The sequence below is a fragment of the Micromonospora sp. R77 genome (genome assembly GCF_022747945.1).
In the GTDB taxonomy this organism is placed as follows: domain Bacteria; phylum Actinomycetota; class Actinomycetes; order Mycobacteriales; family Micromonosporaceae; genus Micromonospora.
Genome location: NZ_JALDST010000001.1, coordinates 3704009 through 3729040 on the forward strand (window position 1 = coordinate 3704009; position 25032 = coordinate 3729040).

Genomic DNA, 25032 nt, shown 5'->3' on the forward strand with positions numbered 1-25032 from the left:
AGAGGTTCACGTGACGATTCGACGCTTCAGCGCGGCGGCCTTCGCCGCAGCGTTGCTCACTCCCGGTCTGGCCGCCTGCAACAGCACCGGCACCGGCACCGGCGCAGCGGGGACGACCTCCGCGTCCCCGACCGTCTCCGGCAGCATCGCCCCGAGCGGCGCGACCCCCGGCGCCGGTGATCCCGCCGCCAAGCAGGCCCTGCTCGACTCGACGAACGAGATCAAGAACGGCAACTTCCGGTTCACCATGTCCGGCGTGGGGTCCAGCGCCGAGGGGCAGGTGCACGAGCCCAGTCAGAGCGCCGAGATGAAGATGACCATCGGCGACCAGTCCTCCGACCTGATGCTGAAGCTGGACGTGATCCACTTCAAGCCGGACAGCTGGGTGAAGCTGGAGGTGGGCGGCAAGACGGCCAGCAGCGTGCCGGCGATTCAGAAGATCAACACCGGCAAGTACCAGCATCTCGACCAGACCCGGATCAAGGGCAACCGGGCGCTGGGCTTCGACTTCGACACGTTCGACCCGGCCGGCAGCGCGGTCATCACCCAGGGCATCACCGAGGTCCGCAAGACCGGCGACGGCACGTACGCCGGCACCGTCGACGTGTCGAAGGCGGCCCAGGCCGGTTCCGTCGACCCCACCCTGATCACCGCCCTGGGGGCGCAGGCCCAGCAGGTGCCGTTCACCGCCAAGGTGGACCCGCAGGGCCGGCTCAGCGAGCTGGTGCTCCAGGTCCCGGCCGCCGGGCAGAGCGCCGCGCAGGAGATCAAGATGACCTACTCGGACTACGGTTCCGCCACCGCGGCCCAGAAGCCGCCGGCCGACCAGGTCGTCGAGGCGCCGCCGGAGCTCTACAACCTGTTCAACTGAGGCGGTACGCGCAGACGCGGGGCGGCTCCGGCCGCCCCGCCCGCGTTCCGCCCTGCGGTGGTCAGGCGTCGGTGCGCTGGCGGGCGGCGTCGATCCGGGCCCGGGCCCCATCGAGCCAGCGCTGGCAGATCTGGGCCAGCTGCTCGCCGCGCTCCCAGAGCGCCAGCGACTCCTCCAGCGACGTGCCGCCGGCCTCCAGCCGCTCGACCACCGAGGCCAGCTCGGCGCGGGCCTGCTCGTAGCTGAGCCGCTCGTCCTTCTTCTCGTCAGTCATCGCCGACATCCCACCACACCCCTCCGACGTCGCCCGTGTTCCCCTACCGCCCGGTGCTCCGGTCGCCCGGTCAGCCGTCCACCGTGGCGGTCAGCTCGCCCTCGGCGAGGCGTACCCGCAGGGGGTCGCCCTTGGTGACCTCGGCCGCCGCGCGGACCACGTGGCCGTCGGCGCGCTGGACGATCGCGTAGCCCCGGTCGAGCGTGGCCGCGGGGGAGAGGGCGCGCAGCCGGGCCAGCGTGTGCCGCAGGTCGTCGTCGGCGGCGCCGAGCCGGTGGTCGAGGCAGCGACCGCTCCGGTCGCGCAGCGCGGTCACCTCCACGACCCGCTGGTCCACCATCACCTGCGGGCGGGCCAGCACCGGCCGGGAGCGGAGCAGGTCGAGGCGGTGCGACTCGCGGTCGACCAGATTGCGCACGGCCCGCTCCAGCCGGGACCGGGCCTGGCCGATCAGGCGTACCTCCTCGGTGAGGTCGGGCACGATCCGCTTCGCCGCGTCGGTCGGGGTGGAGGCACGCACGTCCGCGACGTAGTCGACCAGCGGCGTGTCCGTCTCGTGACCGATCGCGCTGACCACCGGCGTACGACAGGCGAAGACCGCCCGGCAGAGCGCCTCGTCGGAGAAGGGCAGCAGGTCCTCGATGCCGCCGCCGCCGCGGGCCAGCACGATCACGTCGATGGTCGGGTCGGCGTCGAGGACCTTCAGCGCGTCGACGATCTGCGGGACCGCGCTCGGCCCCTGCACCGCGACGTTGACCGTGCGGAACTCCACCGCCGGCCAGCGCCGCCGGGCATTGGTCAGCACATCCCGCTCGGCGGCCGAGGCGCGGCCGGTGATCAGCCCGATCCGGCCCGGCAGAAACGGCGGGCGGCGCTTGCGGGACCGGTCGAACAGGCCCTCGGCGGCGAGCAGCTTCTTGAGCTTCTCCAGCCGGGCCAGCAGCTCACCGAGGCCGACCTGGCGGATCTCGTCGGCGCGCAGGCTCAGCGTGCCCCGGGCCGCATAGAACTCGGGCTTGGCGTGCAGCACCACCCGGGCACCCTCGCGCAGCTCCGGCGCACCCGCGTCGAGCACGTCCCGGTTGGTGGTGACGGTGAGGCTCAGGTCGGCCGACGGGTCGCGCAGGGTGAGGAAGACGGTGGAGGCGCCGGGCCGCCGGCTGATCTGCGCCACCTGGCCGTCGACCCACACCCACCCCAGCCGCGCGATCCAGGCCCCCACCTTCTGGCTGACCACCCGCACCGGCCACGGCTCGTCCGACGTGCTCCGCCCGCCCTGCCCGCCCTGCCCGCCCTGCCCCGCCTCGCTCACCCACCCACCCTACGGCCCACCCCTGACGCCCCCGCTGATCATGGGGTTGGCGGCGGTGTCGATCTGGGGAACTGCCGCCAACCCCATGATCAGCAGGACCGGGGGCGGGTGCGCGGTCGGGGGTGGGGGGAGGGAGGGGTCGTAGGATGGGGGGCGTGACTCAGGCTCAGGCGACTCCCCGGACCGGCAAGCGCGTGCTCCTGGCCAAGCCCCGCGGCTACTGCGCGGGCGTGGACCGGGCGGTGCAGACCGTCGAGGAGGCGTTGAAGCTCTACGGCGCCCCGATCTATGTCCGCAAGCAGATCGTGCACAACAAGCACGTGGTGCAGACCCTGGAGGCCAAGGGCGCGATCTTCGTGGAGGAGAACGAGGAGGTGCCCGAGGGCGCCACCGTCATCTTCTCCGCGCACGGCGTGGCCCCGGAGGTCTACGAGCAGGCCCGGGAGCGTTCGCTGAAGGCGATCGACGCCACCTGCCCGCTGGTCACCAAGGTGCACCAGGAGGCCAAGCGGTTCGCCGCCGAGGACTACGACATCCTGCTGATCGGCCACGAGGGGCACGAGGAGGTCATCGGCACCGCCGGTGAGGCGCCCGCGCACATCCAGCTGGTCGACGGTCCCGACGGGGTCGACAAGATCACCGTCCGTGACCCGAACAAGGTCGTCTGGCTCTCCCAGACCACCCTGTCGGTGGACGAGACGCTGGAGACGGTGGCCCGGCTCAAGACGCGGCTGCCGCTGCTGCAGTCGCCGCCCAGCGACGACATCTGCTATGCCACCTCCAACCGTCAGCACGTGGTGAAGGAGATCGCCCCGGAGTGCGACGTGGTGATCGTCGTCGGCTCCCGGAACTCCTCCAACTCGGTCCGGCTGGTCGAGGTGGCGCTGGACGCGGGCGCCCGCGCCGGCCACCTGGTCGACTTCGCCCACGAGATCGAGGACGACTGGCTCGCCGGGGCCGACACGGTCGGCGTCACCTCCGGTGCCAGCGTCCCGGACGAGCTGGTGCAGGAGGTGCTCGCCCACCTCGCCGAGCGGGGCTTCACCGGCGTCGAGGAGATCACCACCGCCAACGAGCGGCTGACCTTCTCGCTGCCGCAGGAGCTCAAGCGGGACATGAAGGCCGCCGCGACCGCGCGCGGCTGAGGAACCCCACACCCACTCCGGTACGTCCAACCGGTCATGAAGACTCCTCGGAGGGTGCTCGCCGTCCTGGTCGTGTGCGCGGCGCTGAGCGCCTGCGGCGGCCAGGGTGGCGGCCCCGCCAGTCCCAGCCCGACGGGAGCCGCCCCGGTGCCCAGCTCCACCAGCCCCGACCCCAGCGCGTCGGCGACCCCGAGTGCCCCGGCGGACCCGCTGCCGACCCTGCCGCCGAGGGGCGGCCCCTCGAAGCCTCCCGGCCCCGGCGGCACCACGCTCACCGGCACCGTTCAGGGCGGCGTCGAGCCCAACTGCCTGCTGCTCGACGGCAACCTGCTGATCGGCGGCCCCCGCGACCTGCTCAGGCCCGGCGCGAAGGTGACGGTCACCGGTCGTCCCCAGCCGGACATGATGACCACCTGCCAGCAGGGCACCCCCTTCGTCGTCGAGTCCGCCCGCCCCGCCTGACCCTCCCTCCTCCCTCCCCCTCTCCCTTCCAGGCGGGCCAGCTCTCGCACCCCAGCGCCCCCTCCTGCCCCCCCAGCCCAGACCCACCCCCCTCAGCCCAACCCCATCCCCTCAGTCCGGTTGATCAAGAAGTTTGCGTCATCAGCGCCGGTATTTCCGACCAAAACTTCTTGATCAACGGGCTCTGGGGGGGCGGAGGGGGAGGGGCCTGGGGCGGGAGCGGGGGTGGGGATGGGCGTCGGGAAAGGGGGAGCCCCGCCCCCACGGGTGGGGGCGGGGCTCCGGGTGGTGGTGGGTCAGGTCAGTTGACCGCGCCGATCGCCACCGAGCCGCGGCCGACGACCGCGCCGTCGACGGTGGTGACGGCCAGGTCGCCGTAGAGCTCCCGGCCGGCGGCCGGGGCCGCCAGGGCGGTCACCGTACCGGTGAGGGTGGCGGTGGCACCGTTGGTCAGGGCCAGCGGGGTGGCCGGGGCGGAGAGCGAGCCCAGCGCCGCCGCCGAGAACGAGTCCCGGTAGTCGTACGCGGTGCTGGTGCCCGGACCGTCGACGGCGTAGCCGTCGATCCGCACCCGGTAGGTGCCGGCGGCCGGGCTCTTCAGGGTGACGGCCTCCTCCGAGTCACCGTCAGCCGAACGCCCGACCTCGGTGGTGCCGAGGAAGACGTACAGGTCAAGGTCGGCGCCGAGGTCGGCGGTGTTGCCGATCCGCGCGGTGAACGAGGTCGCCCCCGCCGGGACGTCCACCAGGTATTCCTGGCTGGTGCCCTCGGCGATGGTCGGCCGCTCGGCACGCACGCTGGACAGCGGGCCGCCGACACCGGTCACCTGGACCGGGCCGAACGTGTTGGTCAGGCCCCAGCTCACGTCGGTCGGCGTGCCGGCGGTCACCGACGGCAGCTCGACCGTGGCCGGCTCGACCTTCACGCCCTGCACCCGCGCCTGGAGCTGGAACGGGTTGTCCAGCGCCGGCGAGGTCCGGCGGGCCTCCACCTCGATCTCCCAGACGCCCGGGATCGGGTTCTGGTAGTCCCGCTCCTGCGGCTTGCAGACGGCGGCGTCGGAGAAGTTGGTGTAGCAGGCGGTGCTGGCGGTGCTCTCGACCGGCACGCCGTACGGGTTGATGGCGATGAACCGGGTCTGCGAACCGGTGGCGATCCCCGAGAGGTTCACCTGGAGCGCGCCCGCGCCCTGCGGCACGGTCACGAAGTACGACGTGAAGCTGTTCCGGTCGACCGAGCCCTCGGCGGAGAAGGCGTAGTCCGGCGCGGTGACCGGGTTGGAGGCGACCACGACGGCGCTGACCTCGAAGTCGACCACCGAGGTGGCCGGGTCGTCGACGGTCATGATGGCGCCGTGCGCGCCGGCGGTCAGCGGCTTGGCCTTGACCTTGACGGTGACGGTCTTGTTCAGCGGCAGCCACACCACCTGCGGAGCGGTGTAGGTGCCGTCGTTGCCCCGGAAGGCGACGTTGTGTGCGACACCCTTGTTCGGGCCGCTGGTACGGGTCAGCTTGACCTCGTAGTAGCGCCCCTCCTTGACCTTCTGCCCGCCCTGCTCGGCGGCGCAGTCGTTGTAGATGCCGGTGCCCATGTTCGGGTTCGGCTCGAACGTCCCGGTCGTCGGGTCGTACTTCGTCAGGTTCGCCGACAGCGCGGTGCAGACCGGCGCCGCGGAGGTGTAGGTCCGGGTCTGCACGCCCTTGTCCAGCAGGTTCCACGCGCCGTTCACGTCGAACATGCCGTAGCCCTGCGCGTACGTCGGGACGCCGGCGATCGGCTTGGCGGCGGTGTAGATGGCCCGGCGCAGCGCGGCCGGGGTGACCGCCTGGCCCTTGGCCTTACCGGCCGAGAGCAGCAGGGCGGCAGCACCGGCGGCCTGCGGGGAGGCCATCGAGGTGCCGTTCAGCATCTGGTAGCCCGGGGGCAGCGGGTAGCCGGCCTCGGCGACCGGGCCGCCCGGCTGCCAGGTCGGCGCGGTGGAGATCGCCGAGCCGGGAGCGGTGATGTTCGGCTTGAAGCCGCCGTCCTCACGCGGGCCGCGCGAGGAGAAGTTGAACAGGGCGTTGTCCTTGCGGACCACCGAGCCGTAGTTGGCCAGCCAGGTGTCCTTGCTGACGCTGGCGGCGACGCTGACCACGTCGGTGGCGACGGAGGGGTCGCCGACGGTGTTCAGGCCCGGACCGGAGTTGCCGGCCGAGATGAACATCTGCACGCCGTACGTGTTGATCAGCGTGTTGTAGAGGTTGGCGCGGGCGTTCGCGCCGTCGTTCAGCGCCGGCAGGCCACCGATCGACATGTTGACCACGTCGACCTTGCGGTTGACCACCAGGTCGACCATGCCGGTGGTGAGCGCCGCGGCGGTGCAGCCGCCGCCCCAGGAGCAGGCCCGTGCGGAGACCAGCTTGGCGCCGGGGGCCGCGCCGTTGAAGGCCTTGTTGCCGAGCATGCCGTTGGCGGCGGTGATGCCGGCGACGTGCGTGCCGTGGGTCGCCTCGATGATGCCGATGTTCACGTAGTCCGAGGTGCCCGGGACGCCGGCCGGCGTGGTGTCGACGTTGCGGCGGTACTCGACGACGAACGGCATCTGCTCGCGTACGGCCGTGTCGGGGTTGTCCGTGCCGAAGTGGCCGACCTGGAACTTCTCCTTGTACGGCCGCATCACCTCGTCGTCGGTGAAGTCGTTGTTCTGGTTCACGTCGACCCGGATGTCACCGTTGACGGGGTTGTAGAGGATGCCCCAGGCGTCCGTGGTGTCACCGTCGCGGTTGACGTCACCCTTCGGGTCGCTCGCGGAGGTGATGGCCTCGCGGAACAGGTTGAACCGGTAGGTGCCGGCGGGAGCCGTCCACACCGTCGCCCCGGACAGGGTGGAGGTGAAGGTCGGTCCGACGACCTCGTTGTTCATCCGGCGCCAGGTGAGATCCTCGAGCGGGTCGGTGGCGGTGACCCAGTCGACGATCTTGCGCTCGCCCGTGGTGGTCGTCTGCAGCGCCGGCTGGTCCAGGTCGATGCCCGAGTCCATGATGCCGATGGTGACGCCGCGGCCGTCCCACTCCGGGTGGGCGGCCTTGAAGGACTCCGCGCCGGTCTCGTTGGTCGGCATGTACGGGTTGACCGCACCGGTGTCCGCACCCGGGCCGGCCAGGGTCTCGCCCTGCTCGGCGGTCTTCGCGCCGGCCGGGGCGGCCTCGGGGGCCGGGTCGGGGAGCTTGATGGTCTCGTCGAGGTCGACGGCGGCGACGCCGGGCAGCATGGCCGCCTTCAGCACCTTGGCGGTGGGCACCTTGGCCAGCACGTAGCCGACTTGGTCGTACCGCTGGCTGATCGAGGCGCCGAGACCCTTCAGGCCGTCCGCGACCTTCTTGGCCGAGCCCTTCCTGGCGGCGATGATCAGGGTGACGGTCGGGGCGTGCTTCGCCTCCGCCTCGTCGAGGAGCTTGGCGTCGTGCGCGCCCAGCGTCTCGACGGCGGTCGGCTGCGAGACGTCGGGGGTGGACGCGGGGGCGGCGCTCGCGGTCGCGGCGCCTCCCCCGACGGTCATGGCGCCGGCCGCCAGGACCGAGGCGAAGAGCGCGGCGGAGGTACGCCGGCTCCGGTTGCGGGGTTGACTCACGTTCTCTTCCTCCAGAGAACAGGGCCCTACTCAGAAACAGGGCACGCGTGAGCGTGATCCTGTCCCGGTGCCCGAACCGGTGTCACTACTCCGGAGTAGGTTGTGACCGGTCCGTGACGGGGATCGGCCTTCATCGTCACGTCGGTCGTGTTAAACGTCGATGTCCAATGGCCGTTCGGCCGATGTGGACGGGCCGCCCACGCCACCGTCCAGCAGCTCCGGGGCCTGCGGCTGCCGGGGTGCCAGCTCGACCTGGGCCGGCGTGACCAGATCCTGGTCGGACACCCCCAGCTCGGCGAGCTTGCGGGCACTGACCAGCACCCGCGCCTCCAGCGACCCGACCGCCCGGTTGTATGCCGTCACCGCCCCGCCGAGTGACGAACCGAGCTTGCCGACGTGCTCGCCCAGGGTGGACAGTCGCCCGTACAGCTCGCGGGCCAGGGAGTGCACCGCCACCGCGTTGCGGGCCAGCACCTCCTGCCGCCACGAGTAGGCCACCGTGCGCAGCAGCGCCACCAGGGTGGCCGGCGTCGCCAGCACCACGTTGCGGGCGAACGCGTGCTCCAGCAGCGTCGGGTCGCGCTGCAACGCCACGTCCAGGAACGGGTCGGCCGGCACGAAGAGCACCACGAACTCGGGCGTCGAGTCGAAGGCCGCCCAGTAGGACTTGGCGGCGAGGGCGTCCACGTGCGCCCGCAGGTGCTTCGCGTGCGCGTCCAGGTGGGTGTCCCGGCCCCGCTCGTCGCGTGCCTCCATCGCGGTCAGGTAGGCGTCGAACGGCGCCTTGGCGTCGACCACCACCGTCCGGCCGCCGTGCAGCCGGACCACCAGGTCGGGGCGTACCCCCTGGTGGTCGGTGGCGGCCGTGACCTGCTCGCTGAAGTCGCAGTGCTCCAGCATGCCGGCGGCCTCGACGATCCGGCGCAGCTGGTGCTCACCCCACCGGCCGCGCACCTGGGGGGCGCGCAGCGCCGCCACCAGCTGCTTGGTCTCGGTGCGCAGCTCGCCGGAGACCGCGCCCATCGCCCGCACCTGCTCGCGCAGCTCGGCGTAGGCGTCGACCCGGTCGTGCTCCAGCTCGGCCACCCGGGCCTCGTAGCGGCGCAGTGTGTCGTGCAGCGGGGCGACCGCCCGGGCGACCGCCTCCTGCGACTGTGCGGTCGCCTCGTAGCTGAGCGCCCGCATCGACTGCTCCAGCCGCCCCTCGCCCGCCCGGGTGGCCTCCAGGGTCGCCTCCAGCCGGGCGATGTCGGCCGCCGCGCGCGACCGGGCGGCGAGCCACCCGACCGCGCCGCCCGCGGCGAGGCAGAGCACCACCACGGCCAGCGTCGAGAAGCTCATGGCAGAGAGCTTGCCAAACGGGTACGACGAGCGCCCGCTGGGTACGTTCGAGGTCATGGAAAGTGCCCTGTGGGTGATCCTGGTGCTGATGCTCGGAGGTGCGTTCGTGTTCTGGCGATGGGGGAGCAGGTCCCGGCGGGCGACCGAGCTGGCCGACGCGCGCGCCGAGGCGCAGCGGTGGTACGAGCGGCTGGGCGGGCAGCTGATGAACCTGCACGGCGACGCCCCGGCGGTACGCCAGGCGCTGGCCGACGCGGGTGAGCGGTACAACGCGGCCGGCTCCCAGCTGGAGCAGGCGCGGACCCCGCACCAGCTCGCGCTGGCCCGGGAGACGGCGCTGGAGGGGCTGGCGTACATCCGGGCGGCGCGGACCGCGATGGGTATCGACCCCGGTCCCGAGCTGCCGCCGCTGGCCGCCGCCCGGGGTTCGGGTCAGCTCACCCGGGAGCGTGAGGTCAACGTGCAGGGGCAGACCTTCCGGGCCGGCCCGCAGCCCGGCCAGGGCACGCCCTACTACTACCCGGGCGGGCGCTACCAGGGCCGGTCGGTGCCGGCCGGCTGGTACTCGACGCCGTGGTGGAAGACCGCGCTGGGCACCGGCGCCGGCGTGCTGGGCGGCATGTTGATCGCCGACGCGCTCTTCTCGCCGGCCTTCGCCGACCCGGGGTACGGCTACGACGAGGGCTACCAGGAGGGCTTCCAGGACGGGGCCGACTACGGCGACAACAACGACGGCGGCGACTTCGGCGACCAGGGCGGCGGCGACCAGTTCGCCGGTGACCCGGGCGGCGGCGACTACGCCGGTGACTTCTCCGGCGGTGGCGACTTCGGCGGAGGCGGCGGGGACTTCGGCGGCGACTTCGGCGGCGGCGGTGACTTCGGTGGTGGCGGCGACTGGTGACGCGCCGCCCGCGCCGTGCGGGCGTTAAGAGGGGCCCCCTGCTATGCAAAATGCGTTAACAGGGGGCCCCTCCTTACACCTCAGCCGGTGTTGCGCATGCCGGCGGCGATGCCGTTGACGGTGGTCAGCAGCGCCCGCTCCAGGGCCGTACCGTCGCTGGGGGCCCGACGGCCGCCCGGTGCGGTCGCCACCGCCCGACCGGCGGCGCCGGACTCGCGGTACTGGCGCAGCAGCGCCACCTGGAGGTGGTGCAGCGGCTCCAGGTAGGTGTCCCGGACGGCCAGGGTGCGCTGGAGCACCGGCGAGTTCTCCAGCAGGGCCGGTGAGCCGGTGATCGCCAGCACCTCCTGCTTGGTCAGCTCGTACTCCTGCTCGATCTTGTCGAAGATCGGGTGCAGCTTCTTCGGGACCAGCGTCTCCACGTAGCGGCGGGCGATGCTCAGGTCGGTCTTGGTCAGCATCATCTCGACGTTCGACAGGAACGTGCGGAAGAAGTGCCAGTTCCGGTTCATCTCGGCGAGCACGTCCTCCAGCCCGGCCGCCCGCGCGGCGGCCAACCCGGAGCCGACCCCGAACCAGCCCGGCACGATCTGCCGGGTCTGCGTCCAGCCGAACACCCACGGGATGGCCCGCAGGCCGGACAGACCGGCCCCGGTGTTCGGCCGCTTCGCCGGCCGGGAGCCGATGTTCAGCGCGCCGAGCAGCTCGGTCGGGGTGGACGCCCAGAAGTACGCCGGCAGGTCCGGGTCCTCGACCAGCGACCGGTAGCACCGGAAGGCGGAGTCGGAGACCACGTCCATCGCGGCGTCCCAGCGTTCCAGCTGCTCGGCCGGCTGCCGGGGCGCGGTGTGCAGCAGGGTCGCCTGGAGCACCGCGGCCACCGTCAGCTCCAGGTTCTCCCGGGCCAGCGCGGGCAGCGTGTACTTGTCGGAGATGACCTCGCCCTGCTCGGTCACCTTGATCGCGCCGTCCAGCGTGCCGTACGGCTGGGCCAGGATCGCGTCGTGGGTCGGGCCGCCACCCCGGCCCACCGTGCCGCCCCGACCGTGGAAGAGCCGCAGGTGTACGCCGTGCCGGGCGGCCACGTCCCGCAGCGCGCGCTGCGCCCGGTGGATGGACCACTGGCTGGTGGTGATGCCGGCCTCCTTGTTGGAGTCGGAGTAGCCCAGCATCACCTCCTGCACGTCGCCCCGGGCCGCGACGAGCGCCCGGTAGGCCGGCAGGGAGAGCAGCTCGTCGAGGAGCTCACCGCCGGCGTTCAGCTCGGCCGGGGTCTCCAGCAGCGGCACGATGCCGATCCGGGCCCGACCGGAGTGCACGTCCAGCAGGCCGGCCTCGCGGGCCAGCACCACCGCGGCGAGCACGTCGTCGACGCCCAGGGTCATCGAGATGATGTACGACTCGATCACCTCGGCGCCGAACCGGTCCTGCGCCTCGCGGATGGTGGCGAAGACGTCGAACGTCTTCTGCGCCGACTCGGTCAGCGGGGTGTCCAGGGTGGAGAGCGGCCGGCGGCCGGTCAGCTCGTCGGCGAGCAGCTTGGTCCGCTCCAGCCGGGTCAGCGACGGGTAGTCCGACACCTCGCCGACCGCCTCGTAGAGCTGGGCCAGCACCTCGTGGTGCTTCTCGGCGTGCTCCCGGACGTCCATCGTCGCCAGGTGCAGGCCGAACGCGGAGACCGTACGGATGGTGGAGGCGAGCCGGCCGACGGCGGTGAGCTGCCCGGAGTTGCGGGCGAGGGAGGCGCGCAGCAGCTCCAGGTCGGCGATCAGCTCGGCCGCGCCCCGGTAGTCCCGCCCCGGCGCGTGCGCGGTGCCGGTGCGCAGCCGCTCCCGGGTGTTGGCCAGCTTCGCCTTCACGCAGCGCGCCTTGAGCCGGTAGGGCTCCTCGGCGTTGACCCGGCGGAACCGGGGCGCCACCTCGGGCAGCGCGTCCAGGTCGGCGGCGAGGCTGGCGGAGAGGTCCAGCGACACCGCGCGCAGCCGGCGGGAGACGGAGACCTCGTTGATGAGCTGGTCCATCGCCTTCTCGGTGGCGGCGATGCCGTGCTCGTGCTGGATCCGCAGCACCTCGCGGGTGACCACGGGCGTGACGAACGGGTTGCCGTCCCGGTCGCCGCCGATCCAGGTGCCGAAGGTCAGTGGGCGGGACGTCGGCGAGGTCTCCACGCCGAGGGTGCGCAGCGTGTCGGCGAGGTCGTCGAGGACCTGCGGGGCGGCCTCCGCATAGAGGTCGCGCAGGTAGTAGATGGCGTTGCGGGCCTCGTCGGTCGGGTCGGGCCGGTCCAGCCGCAGCTCGTCGGTCTGCCACATCAGGTCGAGCAGTTCGGCCAGCCGCCGGTTGGCCGGGCCCTCGTCGCTGGCGCCGTAGAGGATCGCGTTGGCGGTCTCGGCGTCCAGCTCGTCGGCGATCGCGCGCAGCTTCGACAGGATCGAGCGGCGGGCCGCCTCGGTCGGGTGGGCGGTGAAGACCGGGCGGACCGCCAGGCGGCGGGCCGCGGCGGCGATCTCCTCGGCCGGCACCCCGCGCTCGGCGATCATCTTGGCGGCCTGGTCCAGCCAGCCCCCGTGGGTGGCCCGACGGCGACGCAGGTCGCGGGCGCGGTGCACCTGTTCGGTGATGTTGGCCAGGTGGAAGTAGGTGGAGAAGGCCCGGGCCAGCTTGGTGCCGGTGCTGACGTCGAGGCCACCGAGTCGCTGGGCGGCGGCGGGTGCGTCGGAGCGGACCTCGGCGCGGATCTCCTCGACCAGGTCGAGCAGGGGGCGGCCCTCCTGGCGGGCGAGGGTCTGCCCGAGCAGGGTGCCGAGGCGGCGGATGTCGGCCCGCAGCGCGGCGTCCGGGCCGTCGTGGTCGTGCTGGTCGGTCACGGGTGCGCTCCTTACGTGAGTACGAAGGACAGCGCTGTCCGACTCCCTGGATCGTATCCGCGTCGGGCCGGACAGGAGCAGCCGGATTCCGTGATGATCTGCACTCTGGGACGGATCAAGTCGGCTCAACCGTCGGTGGACGGCGCTCCGGTGCTGGTCCGGGCGGCGCGGACGGCGCGCCGACGGGCATGGAAGATCGTGGCGGTGACCAGGCCGAGCGCGCCGAGCAGTGCCCAGATGGTCAGCCCGGACAGCGTCCAGCCCATCGACCGGCGGTCGAAGTAGACCGCCGACTTGATCAGGTCGGTGGCCAGTCCGGGGACGTTCCACCGGTGCATGCCGCGCATCCACGTCGGCAGGAACTCCGGGGCGTAGATGCCGCCGGAGCCGGGGTTGCCGAGCACCACCAGCAGCAGGATCACCAGGCCGGTGCCGAGCAGGCCGAGCCACGCCTGTACGGCGGTGGCGACCATCGCGGCGGCGAAGACCGCCAGCGCGCCGACCGCCGCGACGGCGGGTATGTCGTGGTGCCAGACGTCGAGGATCGGGCCGACGATGGTCGCGCCGATGATGCCGAGCACCACCGAGTAGACGGCGAGCGCGGCCACCCGCAGCCCGGCCCGGGGCAGGCTGACCGGGCTGGTGCCGGTCTTCAGGCCCAGCGCGGTGGAGGCGAGATAGCCGCCGAGCACCAGGCCGACCGCCAGATAGAACGGGACGAGGCCGCGCGGGTCGCTCCGCTCCACCGGCACCTCGTCGGTGACCTGCAGCGGCAGGTTCGCCTGCCGGGCCGCCTGGGTGAGCACCTGGGTGACCAGCTCGGCGGCGGCCGGGGCGGAAGCGCTGGCGGTGGTGAGGCGCAACCCGTTGTCGGGGCCCGTGGTGAGCACCCCGTACACCTCGCGGGCGGTGAGGCCGTCGGCGGCGGCGCCCGGGTCGTCGTACTCGATGGGCTTGATCTTGTCGGTCTGGCCGCGCACGGCGGCCAGCACCGCCTGCGCGCGCTGGTCGCCGAGGACCACCCCGACCGGCACGTCGCGCGGCGTGGGCTGGTGCAGCGCCCCCACGTAGGCCGCGATGAACGCGGTGGCCAGGGCCAGCGTGCCGACCAGCAGCGCCGCGGTGCGCGGCAGCCAGTCGCGTACGGAAAGCTCCTGCTCCTCCTCGTCCACACGGTCAGCCTAGGGCTGCGGTTCGCCGGGATCGGATGGTTTCGCCGTCCTGCCCGGCCGATGCTGCCAGGCTGGGTCCGTGGCACACGACGACCTGCCGGTCCCGGCCGAGGGCATCCTGCTCACCCACTTCGTGGTGGCCGCCGACGTGCCCCGGTCGGCGGCCTTCTACGCCGACGTCCTCGGCGGCACGGTGGTGCGGGAGGGCGAACCGTCGATGGTCCGGTTGGCGAACAGCTGGATCATCATCAACGTCGGCGGCGGGCCCACCGAGGACAAGCCGGACGTCGTGCTGGAGACGCCGCCCGACCCGCACCGGACCAGCGCGTTCCTCAACATCCGGGTGGCCGACATCCGGGCCGTGCACGCCGAGTGGACCGCCCGCGGCGCGGTCTTCCTCACCCCGCCCCAGGACCGGGGTGCGGAGATCCGCTGCTACCTGCGCGATCCCGACGGCCACCTCATCGAGGTCGGTCAGACCGTCTGAAAATCACTTGGCCGGGCCCGATAGCGTCCCGACATGGACGTGCCGCGCTATCCGCCGAAGCCCCGGCCCGGTGACCGGGTCGCCGTCGTGTCACCCTCGCGCGGGCTGCCGGCCCTCTTCCCGCACGTGCACGAGCTGGGGCTGCGCCGGCTGCGCGAGGAGTTCGACCTGGAACCGGTCGAGTATCCGACCACCCGGGTGATGGGCGCCGACCCGCGCGACCGGGCGCGGGACCTGACCGCCGCGTTCGCCGACCCGACGGTCACCGCCGTGCTCGCCACCGTGGGCGGGGACGACCTGATCACCGTCATCCCGCACCTGGACGACGCGGTGCTGCGCGCCAACCCGAAGCCGTACTTCGGCTACTCCGACAACACCAATGTCCTCAACCACCTGTACCGACTGGGTCAGGTCGCCTACCACGGCGGTTCGGTGCTGGTGCACCTCGGTCGGCCGGGGAAGCCGCACCCGCTGACCTTCGACTCGCTGCGCGCCGCCCTCTTCACCACCGGCTGGTACGAGCTGACCCCCGCCCCCGAGTGGGGCGACCGGCCGAACCCGTGGGACCGGCCGGAGACCCTGGCGGACGAGCCGGAGATGCTGCCCGGCGAGGGCTGGCGCTGGCAGGGGCCGTCGAGGGTGGTGCAGGGCCGGACCTGGGGCGGCTGCCTGGAGATCCTGCACTGGCTGCTGGCCACCGACCGGGTGCCCTCCGCTGCGGAGCTGGCCGGCTCGGTGCTGGTCTTCGAGACCTCCAACGAGCTGCCCTCGGCCCAGGAGGTGTTCCGCATCCTGCGCAACATGGGCGAGCGCGGGCTGCTCGCCGGCTTCCCCGCGGTGCTGGTCGGCCGGGCCAAGGCGTGGGACTTCGACCGGCCGCACACCGTGCCCGAGCGGCGGACGTGGGCCGACGACCAGCGGGCGGCGGTCACCCGGGTGCTGGCCGACTACGCGGACGACCCGGTGGTGGTCTTCGACGTCGACCTGGGCCACACCGACCCACAGCTGATCGTCCCGTACGGCGGCGAGGTCCGGGTCGACGCGGTCGAGCGGCGGATCTCGGTGCGCTACTGACGGTCACCATCGACTCCGGCCGGGCGGAGGCTTCAGTCGATCGTGGCGAAGGCGCGGACCGGGAAGGTGCCCATGCCGGCCACCCGGGGCGGGGCGGCGGTGAACCGGAAACCGGTCGGCGGCAGCGCGTCCAGGCCGGTCAGGTGCTCCACGATCGGGACGCCGGCGGCCAGCAGCGCGCTGTGCGCGGGCCGTTCGCCGCGCGCCGCCGGGCTCATGTCGTCGATGTTGATCGAGTCGATGCCGACCAGGGCGGCCCCCGCCTCGACCAGCCACCGGGCGCCGTCCCCGGACAGGTAAGGCGCGTCGGGGGCCGCGTACCGGTCGGTGCCGAAGTGCGCGTCCCAGCCGGTGTGCAGCAGCACCGCCCGCCCGGCGACCTCGTACGGGGCCAGCAGCAGCGGGTCCACCGCGCGGGTGCCGGCCGGCACCCGGACCAGCACCCCGGGCAGGTCGGCGAGGCGGTCCAGCGGGGTGCCGGCGAGGTCGGGCCCGTCGGCCCAGCGGTGCGCGGGAGTGTCCAGGTAGGTGCCGGTGTTGGCGATCATGTCGATCCGGGCGACGTGGAACTCGACGCCCGGGGCGTAGTTCACCCGGGACGCCTCCCGGGTCAGCCAGTCGGTGATCCGTGGCCCGGGCCAGCCGGGCAGCGTGGTCATCCCGTCGGTGACCAGGTGACTCAACTCGACCAGCCGGCGCGGGCCGGGGACGGCGGCGGTGGCCACGCCCCGGCCGCCCTTGTGCGGTTCCTCGATGATCGTCTTGTCGGTGATCCGCACCTCGGCCACCATGAGCAGCCCGAGGTGCCGGACCAGGAGCGCGGCCAGCTCGTCGTCGGCGATGTCCGATCCCGGGATGTCCAGCCGGAAACCCTCGGTCCGCAACCCGCCGCCGTTGGCGAAGGTGATCTCCGCGGCGAACTGCGCCCGGTACTGCTGCCCCGTCATGGCTCCAGCGCACCACGCCCGCCGTACCCGGTCAAGATCCGCCCGCGCGGACCGGCGGCCCGGGGAAAGAGTGAAGGTGCCGTGCAGGGGGCTGCACGGCACCTTCGCCGGTCGCCACGAGGTGGGCGACCGGGGGGCCCGGCAGGGGGGTGTCGGACCCCCCCGAAAAGGTCCGCGTGCCCCCGTCCGGCCGCCTTCCCGGGCGGCCCGTTCCGGGCTGACGCGATCAATCTTCGCCTTCGGGTGCGGCCGTGCTCTTGTAAAAATGTGCGCGGATCCGGGGTCAGTCGGCGGTCGGCTGCTTCGGGATGAGCAGCTTGCGCAGCCGGGCCGGCGGATGGCCGACCTGGTCCCGGACCACCCGGGTCAGGTGCGCCTGGTCGGTGAAGCCGTAGTCGCTGGCCAGCCGGCCCAGCGGCGGCCCGTCCGGCTCGGCGAGGTTGTCCAGCACCGCCCGGACCCGCAGCCGGTTCCGGTAGGCGGTGAGGCTGCTGCCGGTGACCCGCTGGAAGACCCGGCTGAGGTGGTGCGGCGAGGCGCCCACCTCCCGGGCCACCTCGGCGAGGCCCAGGGTGAAGTCGGAGGTGGCCAGCACCTCGCGGGCCCGGTCGGCGAGGCGCCGGTGCGCGGCCATCGTCGCCGGTCGCCGCCGTACCGCCCGGTCGATCTCGGTACCGGCGTCGTCCCCGGCCAGGGCACTGTGCTGGAGCAGCCGGCCGAGGAACCGGTGCAGCCGCTCGGCCATCTCGAACCGGTCCAGCCCGCGCATGCACTCCGCCACCAGCAACCGGTGCGCCAGGTCCAGCGAGGCGTCCGAGTGGCCGTTCCAGCCGGACCGGTCGAGCCAGCCGGCCCCGTCCGGCCGGTCCGCCAGCACCTCCCGGTCGATCTCCAGGCAGGTGTACGAGTCGCCGCAGCCGTACGGATGGGCCGCCGCCTGCTCGTCACCGGGCCGGGTGATCAGCACCGAGGTGGGGTCGATGACCGTCGTCCGCCCGTTGAGCCGGTGGTGGTACGCGCCGGAGCGGCCCAGGACGATCTTGTAACGGCCGTCGTCGACGGTTTCCGTCCAGCCGTGGTTCTCGACGATGCACCGGACCTGGTAGACCAGCATCCCGTCCGGGTGGCCGAGCACCCGCCACCGGGCCGGCGTGGTCCTGCGGCGCGGATCGCTCCCGGTTCCCTCAGGCATTCGTTCCCCCCAGGTGTTCCGCCGACCGTCGTGGCGGCCGATCGTCCCCCGGAAGAGATAGTGTCGAATCCGCAGACCCCCCGTCCAGACCGGGCGCGGGGTGATCGTCGTGTGCCATCCGCGGGAAGTGAAGAACGCATGCTCACCGGACTGTTCACCGCCGCCCTGGCCGATCCCGGGCTGGCCCGGGCCCGCGACCTGGCACGCTCCGGTGCCGCCCAGGTCGACGGCCTGGACCTGACCGCCCCGGCGGCGCTGCGCCCCTTCGCGGTCGCCGCCGTCGCGGTCGACGAGGCCGGGGGCGGCGCCGGGCGACCGGTGCTCGCGGTCACCGCCACCAGCCGGGAGGCCGACGACCTGGCCGCCGCGCTGGGCAGCCTGCTGCCGTCGGAGCAGGTGGCGGTCTTCCCGTCCTGGGAGACGCTGCCGCACGAACGGCTCTCGCCCCGCTCCGACACCGTCGGGCGGCGGCTGGCGGTGCTGCGCCGGCTGGCGCACCCGGAGTCCGCCGACGCGCACGGCCGTACCGGGCCGCTGCGGGTGGTCGTGGCGCCCGTCCGGTCACTGTTGCAACCGCAGCTCAAGGGGCTCGGCGACCTGGAGCCGGTGCAGCTCGCCGCCGGCGACGAGGCGGACCTGGAGGAGGTCGCCCGCCGGCTCACCGACATGGCGTACGCCCGGGTGGACCTGGTCACCAAGCGCGGCGAGTTCGCCGTGCGCGGCGGCATCCTGGACGTCTTCCCGCCCACCGACGAGCACCCGTCCCGGGTCGAGTTCTGGGGCGACGAGGTGGAGGAGATCCGCACCTTCGCCGTCGCCGACCAGCGGACCATCGAGGGCGTGGCCATGCTCTGGGCACCGCCCTGCCGGGAGCTGCTGCTCACCCCGTCGGTGCGGAAGCGGGCCGCCGCGCTCGCCCAGGAGCACCCCGAGCTGGCCGAGATCCTCGACAAGCTGGCCGAGGGCATCCCCGTCGAGGGGATGGAGTCGCTGGTCCCGGCGCTGCTCGGCGACGAGAGCCTGGAACTGCTGCTGGACTGCATGCCGGCCGGCACCCACGTCCTGCTCTGCGACCCGGAGCGGATCCGCACCCGGGCGCACGACCTGGTGCGTACCTCCGAGGAGTTCCTCCAGGCCAGCTGGGCCGCGGCCGCCGTCGGCGGCCAGGCCCCGGTCGACCTCGGCGCCGCCGCCTTCAAGACCCTGGCCGAGGTACGCGCCACCGCCCGCGCCCTGCGCCAGCCGTGGTGGACCCTCGCCCCGTTCGGGCTCGTCGAGGCCGACTCGGCGACCGCCCGGCAGCCGTGGGAGGACGCCCCGACCGAGGTCGACGTCACCCCCGACGACGCGATCGCGGTGAGCCTGGCCGCCCAGCCCGCCCCGCTCTATCACGGCGAGACCGCCCGGGTGGTCGAGGACCTGACCCGCTGGGCCGGCGAGGGTTGGTCCATCGCGCTGGTCTTCGAGGGGCACGGCCCCGCCCAGCGGGCCGTCGAGGTGCTCCGCGACGCCGGCCTCGGCGCCCGGCTCACCGACCAGGTGCCGGCCGCGCCCGCCCCCGGCGAGGTGCTGGTCTCCTGCGGCTGCCTGACCGCCGGCTTCGTCGACGAGGCGTCGAAGTTCGTGCTGCTCACCGGCAACGACGTCAGCGGCGGTCGGGGCACCTCCATGCGGGACGTGCGCAAGATGCCCAGCCGGCGGCGCAACACCATCGACCCGCTGGAGCTGAAGGCCGGCGACTTCGTCGTGCACGAGCAGCACGGCATCGGCCGGTACGTCGAGCTGGTGCAGCGCACCGTCAACGGCGCGAGCCGGGAATACCTGGTCATCGAGTACGCCGCCAGCAAGCGCGGCCAGCCCGGCGACCGGCTCTTCGTCCCCACCGACCAGCTCGACCAGCTGAGCCGGTACGTCGGCGGCGAGCAGCCCACCCTGCACAAGATGGGCGGCTCCGACTGGCAGAAGTCGAAGGCCCGGGCCCGCAAGGCGGTCCGCGAGATCGCCGCCCAGCTGATCCAGCTCTACGCCGCCCGCAAGGCGTCCAAGGGGCACTCGTTCGCACCCGACACCCCGTGGCAGCGGGAGCTGGAGGACGCCTTCCCCTGGCAGGAGACGCCCGACCAGTTGGCGGCCATCGAGGAGGTCAAGCGGGACATGGAGCAGACCGTCCCGATGGACCGCCTGATCTGCGGCGACGTCGGGTACGGCAAGACCGAGATCGCGGTCCGGGCCGCGTTCAAGGCGGTGCAGGACGGCAAGCAGGTCGCCGTGCTGGTGCCGACCACCCTGCTGGTGCAGCAGCACTACAACACCTTCGCCGAGCGGATGAGCCAGTTCCCGGTGACGATCCGGCAGCTGTCCCGGTTCCAGACGCCGAAGGAGAGCGAGCGGACGTTGGAGATGGTCGCCGACGGCACCGTCGACATCGTCATCGGCACCCACCGGCTGCTCCAGACCGCGACCCGGTTCAAGCAACTCGGCATGGTGATCATCGACGAGGAGCAGCGGTTCGGCGTCGAGCACAAGGAGCACCTGAAGACGCTGCGCGCCTCGGTCGACGTGCTGAGCATGTCGGCCACCCCGATCCCGCGGACGCTGGAGATGGCGATCACCGGCATCCGGGAGATGTCCACCATCGCCACCCCGCCGGAGGAGCGGCACCCGGTGCTGACCTTCGTCGGGGCGTACGACGACCGGCAGGTGGCCGCCTCCATCCACCGCGAGCTGCTCCGCGACGGGCAGGTCTTCTACCTGCACAACCGGGTCGAGTCGATCGACCGGGCGGCCCGCCGGATCCGCGAGCTGGTGCCCGAGGCGCGGGTCGCCGTGGCGCACGGGCAGCTGGGCGAGGACGCCCTGGAGAAGGTCATGGTCGGCTTCTGGGAGAAGGAGTTCGACGTCCTGGTCTGCACCACGATCGTGGAGTCCGGCATCGACATCCCGAACGCCAACACCCTGATCGTGGAGCGGGCCGACCTGCTCGGCCTGGCCCAGCTGCACCAGATCCGCGGCCGGGTCGGCCGGGGCCGGGAGCGGGCCTACGCGTACTTCCTCTATCCGCCGGAGAAGCCGCTCACCGAGCACGCCCACGAGCGGCTGGCCACCATCGCCCAGCACACCGAGCTGGGCGCCGGCATGTACGTGGCGATGAAGGACCTGGAGATCCGGGGCGCCGGCAACCTGCTCGGCGGCGAGCAGTCCGGCCACATCGAGGGCGTCGGTTTCGACCTGTACGTCCGGATGGTCGGCGAGGCGGTGTCGGCGTTCAAGGGCGAGAGCCCCGAGGAGGAGACCGAGGTCAAGGTCGACCTGCCGATCGACGCGCACCTGCCGCACGACTACGTCGCCGTGGAGCGGCTGCGCCTGGAGATGTACCGCAAGCTCGCCGAGGCCCGCGACGCCGAGCGGCTGCGCGAGGTGGTCGCCGAAATGACCGACCGGTACGGCGAGCCGCCCGCCCCGGTGCAGAACCTGGTCGCGGTGGCCCGGTTCCGGCTGCTGGCCCGCCGGTACGGCCTCACCGACGTCAGCATGCAGGGCAAGCACATCCGGTTCGGTCCGCTGCCGCTGCCGGACTCGAAGCAGCTGCGGCTCAAGCGCTACCACCCGGACTCGGTCTACAAGCAGGCCCTGGACCAGGTCAGCGTGCCCCGCCCGAGCACCCGCCGCGTCGGCGGCGAGCCGCTGCGCGACCAGGCGCTGCTGGAGTGGTGCGCCCAGCTGCTCTCCGACGTCCTGGGCGAGCCGGCGAAGGCCGAGCCGGCGAAGGCGGGGGCGCGGTGAGAGGGCGGTGGGCGGCGTCACAGCCGCGTACCGGGCGTGAGAGAGTGACCGTCATGCGTGCTCGCCGTCTCATCGCCGCCGCCAGCGTCGCGGCCCTCGCCGTGCTCCCGCTCGCCGCTTGCGGGCGGACGTCGCCGGACGTCGCCGCCTACGTGGGGAACACGACGTACTCGATCGACCGGGTGGACGCCATCCAGGCCGAGGCCCAGACGACGTACGAGAAGTCGGTCCGGGCCGCCGCCGCGCAGACCGGGGCGACCCCGAAGCCGGAGCAGCTCAAGATCAACGTGGATCGGCAGGACATCCTCAACCTGCTCGTCGGCATCGACCTGGGCAAGCGGGTCGCCGAGGAGAAGAAGGTGGAGGTCAAGGACCAGCTCACCGCCGAGCAGCTCGGCAAGGAGCTGGGCGTGCCGAACACCGAGTACGCGAAGCTGGCCGCCGAGTGGTACGACCTCTACCTGGCGCTGGAGGCCGGCCTGCCGCCGGCCGACCTGACCGACGCCTCCCGCGCCAGCCTCTACCAGGCACTGGTGAAGGCCGGCATCGCCCCGGCCGGCTGGTCGGTCGAGGAGCAGCGCCAGCAGTTCGAGCAGGCGACCTTCACCCGCCAGGTGTCGGCGGTGAGCGTGGCACTGCAGGGCGAGGCGGAGAAGCTCGACGTCAACGTCAACCCGCGCTACACCCTCGCCGTCCCGGCGCTGCTGCAGACCCAGAACGGCTTCCGCCAGTACGACCTGCCGTACGTCGAGGGCGGTGACCAGGTCACCGAGGTATCCACCCCGGAGCCGGAGGCCACCCCGGCGGCGACCGCCCCGGACGCCTCCTGAGCATGACCGCGCGGATCGTCCTGCTGGTCACCTCGCCCCGGTTGCCGGCCGGTCTGCTGACCGCCGCCGCGTGGGACGTGGTCCGCTCCGCCCCGGTGCTGGCCGGTGCGGAGAGCGAGCTGACCACCGCGATCCGCGCGGCGGGCGCCGAGGTCGAGGTGGTCGACGGCGGCGCCACCCAGGCGCTGCTGGACGCGGTGGCCGCGCACGGCACGGCGGTCTGGCTGGCCGGCCCGGCCGGCGACCAGGCGCTGGCCCGTGAGCTGGGGCTGCGCCTGGCCCGCGAACCGGGCCTGGCCGAGCTGGAGCTGATGTACGGCTCGTGGGACCCGCCCGGCGCCCGGCTGCTCGACGCGGTCGAGGTGATGGACCGGTTGGCCTCGCCGGGTGGTGACCCGTGGAAGCTGGCGCAGACGCACCGCAGTCTCGCCGGCTTCCTGATCGAGGAGTGCTACGAGGCGTACGACGCGATCAGCGCCGACGACACCGACGCGCTCCGCGAGGAGCTGGGTGACGTGCTGCTCCAGGTGCTGCTGCACGCCCGGCTGGCGGAGAACCTGCCCGAGGGCGAGCGGTGGAACGTCGACGACGTGGCCGGCGTGCTGGTCGACAAGATGGTCCGCCGCAACCCGCACGTCTTCGCCGGCGCGGCGACCGGTTCGCTGGAGGAGATCGAGGCGAACTGGGAGCGGATCAAGCGCGCCGAGAAGGCCCGCGACTCGGTGCTGGACGGCATCGCCCTGAGCCAGCCGGCCCTCGCCCTCGCCGCCAAGATCCTCGACCGCGCCAACCGGATCGGCCTGACGGTCCCACCGCCGCTCGCCGACCCCGAGGCCGACCCGGAGGCACACCTCGGCGCCACCCTCCTGGCCACCGTCGCCGCCGCCCGCGAGGCCGGCCTCGACCCTGAGGCCGCCCTCCGCCGCACCACCCTCGCCCACGCCCAAGCCATCCGCCTCGCCGAACCCACCACCCCCGACACCTCCCGGTGATCATGAGGTTGGCGGGGTGAAATGCCCGTTCCTGTGCCGCTAACCTCATGATCACCAGGGCGGGTGGCGGGGTGGGCGCAGGGCGGGTGGCGGGTGGGCGCGGGGCGGGTGGGGAGCGTGGGGGTGGGTAGGGTCGGGGGGTGGAAGAGTTCGTGCCGCTCGCGGAGCGGATCGTCGAGGCGGTGTTGGAGAGTCGGCCGGGGTTGGCCACCTCCGTCGGTGACCACCGGTACGACGGTCGGCTGCCGGACCTGTCCGTGGACGGGGTCGCCGCCGACCAGGCGATGCTGCGGGACGCGGCCGACGCGCTCTCCGAGATCGACGCGGACGCGCTGGACGTCGAGGAACGGGTCGACCACGCGCTGCTCAGCTCCCTCGTGGACCGAGGGCTGTTCGAGTCGACGGAGATCCGCTCGCACGAGTGGGATCCGCTGCGGCACAACCCGGGCCCGCTGCTGCACGCCCTGCTCGCCCGCCCGTACGCGCCGGTGGACGAGCGGCTGACGCACCTGGCCGGGCGGCTGTCGGCCGTACCGGATGCGTTGGCGACCGCGCGCGCGACGCTGCGCGACATGCCGCGGATCCACGCCGAGACGGCGGTCGGGCAGTTCACCGGCGCGGCGGCGCTGGTCCGCGACGAGGTGCCCCGGCTGCTGGCCGAGGCACCCGCGCTGCACGACCGGGTGGCGCCGGCGGCGGCCGGGGCGATCGCCGCGCTGGAGGAGTTCGTGGCCTGGCTGCGGATGGGCCTGGCGGCCGATGCCGGGCCGGGGCGTGACCCCCGGCTGGGCCGGCGGCGCTGGGAGGCGCGGCTCTGGCACACCCTCGACACCGAGCTGGGCGCCGCCGAGGTGCAGCGCCGCGCCTGGGCCAACCTGGAGCGGGTCACCGACGAGATCCGCGCGGCGGCCGTCGAGCTGGTCGGCGGTCCGGCCGACGACGGGACGGTACGCCGGGCGCTGGACCTGCTCGCCGCCGAGCACCCCGACGACCACTCCATCGTGGATCTCGCCTCGGTCACCCTCGACGAGGCCAGCGACTTCGTCCGGGCGCACGACCTGATCAGCCTGGTCGACGACCCGTGCGTGATCCAGGAGATGCCGGAGTTCGCCCGGGGCGTCGCGGTCGCCTACTGCGACTCGCCCGGCCCGCTGGAGACGGCGAACCTGCCCACCTTCTATTGCATCGCACCCACCCCGGCGGAGTGGCCCGCGCAGCGGGTCGAGTCGTTCTACCGCGAGTACAACGACCACATGATCCGCAACCTGACCGTGCACGAGGCGATGCCCGGCCACTTCCTCCAGCTCGCCCACGCCCGCCGGTACGCCGGCCCCACCCGGGTCCGCGCGCTCACCGAGTCCGGGGTGTTCATCGAGGGCTGGGCGGTCTACACCGAGGAGCTGATGGCGGGGCTCGGCTTCGGTGGCCTGCCGGTGCGTCTGCAGCAGCTCAAGATGCAGCTCCGGATGACCATCAACGCGCTGCTCGACCAGCTCGTGCACTGCGAGGACATGTCCGAGGCCGAGGCGATGGCGCTGATGACCGGGCGCGGCTTCCAGGAGGAGGGCGAGGCGGCCGGCAAGTGGCGGCGCGCGCTGCTCACCTCCACGCAGCTCTCCACCTACTTCGTGGGTTACAGCGAGATGGCCGACATCGCCGCGGCCCGCCCCGTCGAGGTGCCGGTACGCGACTGGCACGACGCGATGCTCGCCCACGACTGCCCCCCGCCCCGCCACCTGCGCACCCTGCTGGGGGTGTAAGGAGGGGCC

At 73.0% G+C, this 25032-nt stretch carries 18 protein-coding genes; 10 read left to right on the forward strand and 8 right to left on the reverse strand.

What is annotated here, in order from left to right:
- Nucleotides 1–10 precede the first annotated feature (10 nt).
- Nucleotides 11–871, forward strand: a complete 861-nt coding sequence (locus tag MRQ36_RS17430; RefSeq protein ID WP_242796839.1) for a hypothetical protein — start codon at nucleotides 11–13, stop codon at nucleotides 869–871.
- A gap of 61 nt (nucleotides 872–932) precedes the next feature.
- On the opposite strand, the gene MRQ36_RS17435 is transcribed toward MRQ36_RS17430, so the two are convergent.
- On the reverse strand, nucleotides 933–1145 hold the full coding sequence (locus MRQ36_RS17435; RefSeq protein WP_242796841.1) for an exodeoxyribonuclease VII small subunit: 213 nt from the start codon (nucleotides 1143–1145) through the stop codon (nucleotides 933–935).
- Between the two features lie 70 nt (nucleotides 1146–1215).
- On the reverse strand, nucleotides 1216–2457 hold the full coding sequence (gene xseA, locus MRQ36_RS17440; RefSeq protein ID WP_242796843.1) for an exodeoxyribonuclease VII large subunit: 1242 nt from the start codon (nucleotides 2455–2457) through the stop codon (nucleotides 1216–1218).
- A 155-nt stretch (nucleotides 2458–2612) separates the two neighbouring features.
- Between xseA and MRQ36_RS17445 the strand changes: the two genes are divergently transcribed.
- Nucleotides 2613–3602 carry a 4-hydroxy-3-methylbut-2-enyl diphosphate reductase gene (locus MRQ36_RS17445; protein WP_242796845.1) on the forward strand — a complete coding sequence of 330 codons (990 nt, stop codon included), beginning with the start codon at nucleotides 2613–2615 and terminating at the stop codon, nucleotides 3600–3602.
- Nucleotides 3603–3638: 36 nt separating this feature from the next.
- Nucleotides 3639–4064, forward strand: coding sequence for a hypothetical protein (locus MRQ36_RS17450; RefSeq protein WP_242796847.1), 426 nt, complete (start codon nucleotides 3639–3641; stop codon nucleotides 4062–4064).
- Nucleotides 4065–4365: 301 nt separating this feature from the next.
- Here the strand turns inward: MRQ36_RS17450 and MRQ36_RS17455 are convergent, their stop codons facing one another.
- The gene (locus tag MRQ36_RS17455) at nucleotides 4366–7677 is read right to left on the reverse strand and encodes a S8 family serine peptidase (RefSeq protein WP_242796849.1); all 3312 of its coding nucleotides are present in this window, start codon (nucleotides 7675–7677) and stop codon (nucleotides 4366–4368) included.
- Nucleotides 7678–7827: 150 nt separating this feature from the next.
- The gene (locus MRQ36_RS17460) at nucleotides 7828–9018 is read right to left on the reverse strand and encodes a DNA recombination protein RmuC (protein WP_242796851.1); all 1191 of its coding nucleotides are present in this window, start codon (nucleotides 9016–9018) and stop codon (nucleotides 7828–7830) included.
- A 55-nt stretch (nucleotides 9019–9073) separates the two neighbouring features.
- Here MRQ36_RS17460 and MRQ36_RS17465 point away from each other — a divergent pair, with 55 nt between their 5' ends.
- On the forward strand, nucleotides 9074–9919 hold the full coding sequence (locus tag MRQ36_RS17465) for a hypothetical protein (protein ID WP_242796853.1): 846 nt from the start codon (nucleotides 9074–9076) through the stop codon (nucleotides 9917–9919).
- Between the two features lie 80 nt (nucleotides 9920–9999).
- On the opposite strand, the gene ppc is transcribed toward MRQ36_RS17465, so the two are convergent.
- Together ppc and MRQ36_RS17475 are read right to left on the reverse strand one after the other, a co-directional pair.
- Nucleotides 10000–12786 (reverse strand): phosphoenolpyruvate carboxylase, encoded by a 2787-nt coding sequence (ppc, locus tag MRQ36_RS17470; protein ID WP_242796854.1) that lies wholly within the window; start codon nucleotides 12784–12786, stop codon nucleotides 10000–10002.
- 125 nt (nucleotides 12787–12911) lie between these two features.
- On the reverse strand, nucleotides 12912–13958 hold the full coding sequence (locus MRQ36_RS17475; protein ID WP_242796855.1) for a hypothetical protein: 1047 nt from the start codon (nucleotides 13956–13958) through the stop codon (nucleotides 12912–12914).
- Nucleotides 13959–14037: 79 nt separating this feature from the next.
- Between MRQ36_RS17475 and MRQ36_RS17480 the strand changes: the two genes are divergently transcribed.
- Nucleotides 14038–14445 (forward strand): VOC family protein, encoded by a 408-nt coding sequence (locus MRQ36_RS17480; protein ID WP_242796856.1) that lies wholly within the window; start codon nucleotides 14038–14040, stop codon nucleotides 14443–14445.
- 33 nt (nucleotides 14446–14478) lie between these two features.
- On the forward strand, nucleotides 14479–15519 hold the full coding sequence (locus MRQ36_RS17485; protein ID WP_242796857.1) for a S66 peptidase family protein: 1041 nt from the start codon (nucleotides 14479–14481) through the stop codon (nucleotides 15517–15519).
- A 32-nt stretch (nucleotides 15520–15551) separates the two neighbouring features.
- On the opposite strand, the gene MRQ36_RS17490 is transcribed toward MRQ36_RS17485, so the two are convergent.
- Nucleotides 15552–16466, reverse strand: coding sequence for a cyclase family protein (locus MRQ36_RS17490; RefSeq protein ID WP_242796858.1), 915 nt, complete (start codon nucleotides 16464–16466; stop codon nucleotides 15552–15554).
- Nucleotides 16467–16749: 283 nt separating this feature from the next.
- The gene (locus tag MRQ36_RS17495) at nucleotides 16750–17658 is read right to left on the reverse strand and encodes an AraC family transcriptional regulator (protein ID WP_242796859.1); all 909 of its coding nucleotides are present in this window, start codon (nucleotides 17656–17658) and stop codon (nucleotides 16750–16752) included.
- A 138-nt stretch (nucleotides 17659–17796) separates the two neighbouring features.
- On the opposite strand from MRQ36_RS17495, the gene mfd reads away from it, so the two are divergent.
- From mfd to MRQ36_RS17515, 4 genes are all read left to right on the forward strand, one after another.
- A complete protein-coding gene (mfd, locus tag MRQ36_RS17500; RefSeq protein WP_242796861.1) occupies nucleotides 17797–21441 on the forward strand; it encodes a transcription-repair coupling factor in 3645 nt (1214 codons plus the stop codon).
- 53 nt (nucleotides 21442–21494) lie between these two features.
- The gene (locus MRQ36_RS17505; protein WP_242796863.1) at nucleotides 21495–22271 is read left to right on the forward strand and encodes a hypothetical protein; all 777 of its coding nucleotides are present in this window, start codon (nucleotides 21495–21497) and stop codon (nucleotides 22269–22271) included.
- A 2-nt stretch (nucleotides 22272–22273) separates the two neighbouring features.
- Nucleotides 22274–23263 (forward strand): nucleoside triphosphate pyrophosphohydrolase, encoded by a 990-nt coding sequence (locus tag MRQ36_RS17510; protein ID WP_242796865.1) that lies wholly within the window; start codon nucleotides 22274–22276, stop codon nucleotides 23261–23263.
- 140 nt (nucleotides 23264–23403) lie between these two features.
- Entirely contained in the window at nucleotides 23404–25023 is a 1620-nt protein-coding gene (locus MRQ36_RS17515) for a DUF885 domain-containing protein (protein ID WP_242796867.1), read from the forward strand.
- The last annotated feature ends 9 nt before the right edge of the window (nucleotides 25024–25032 follow it).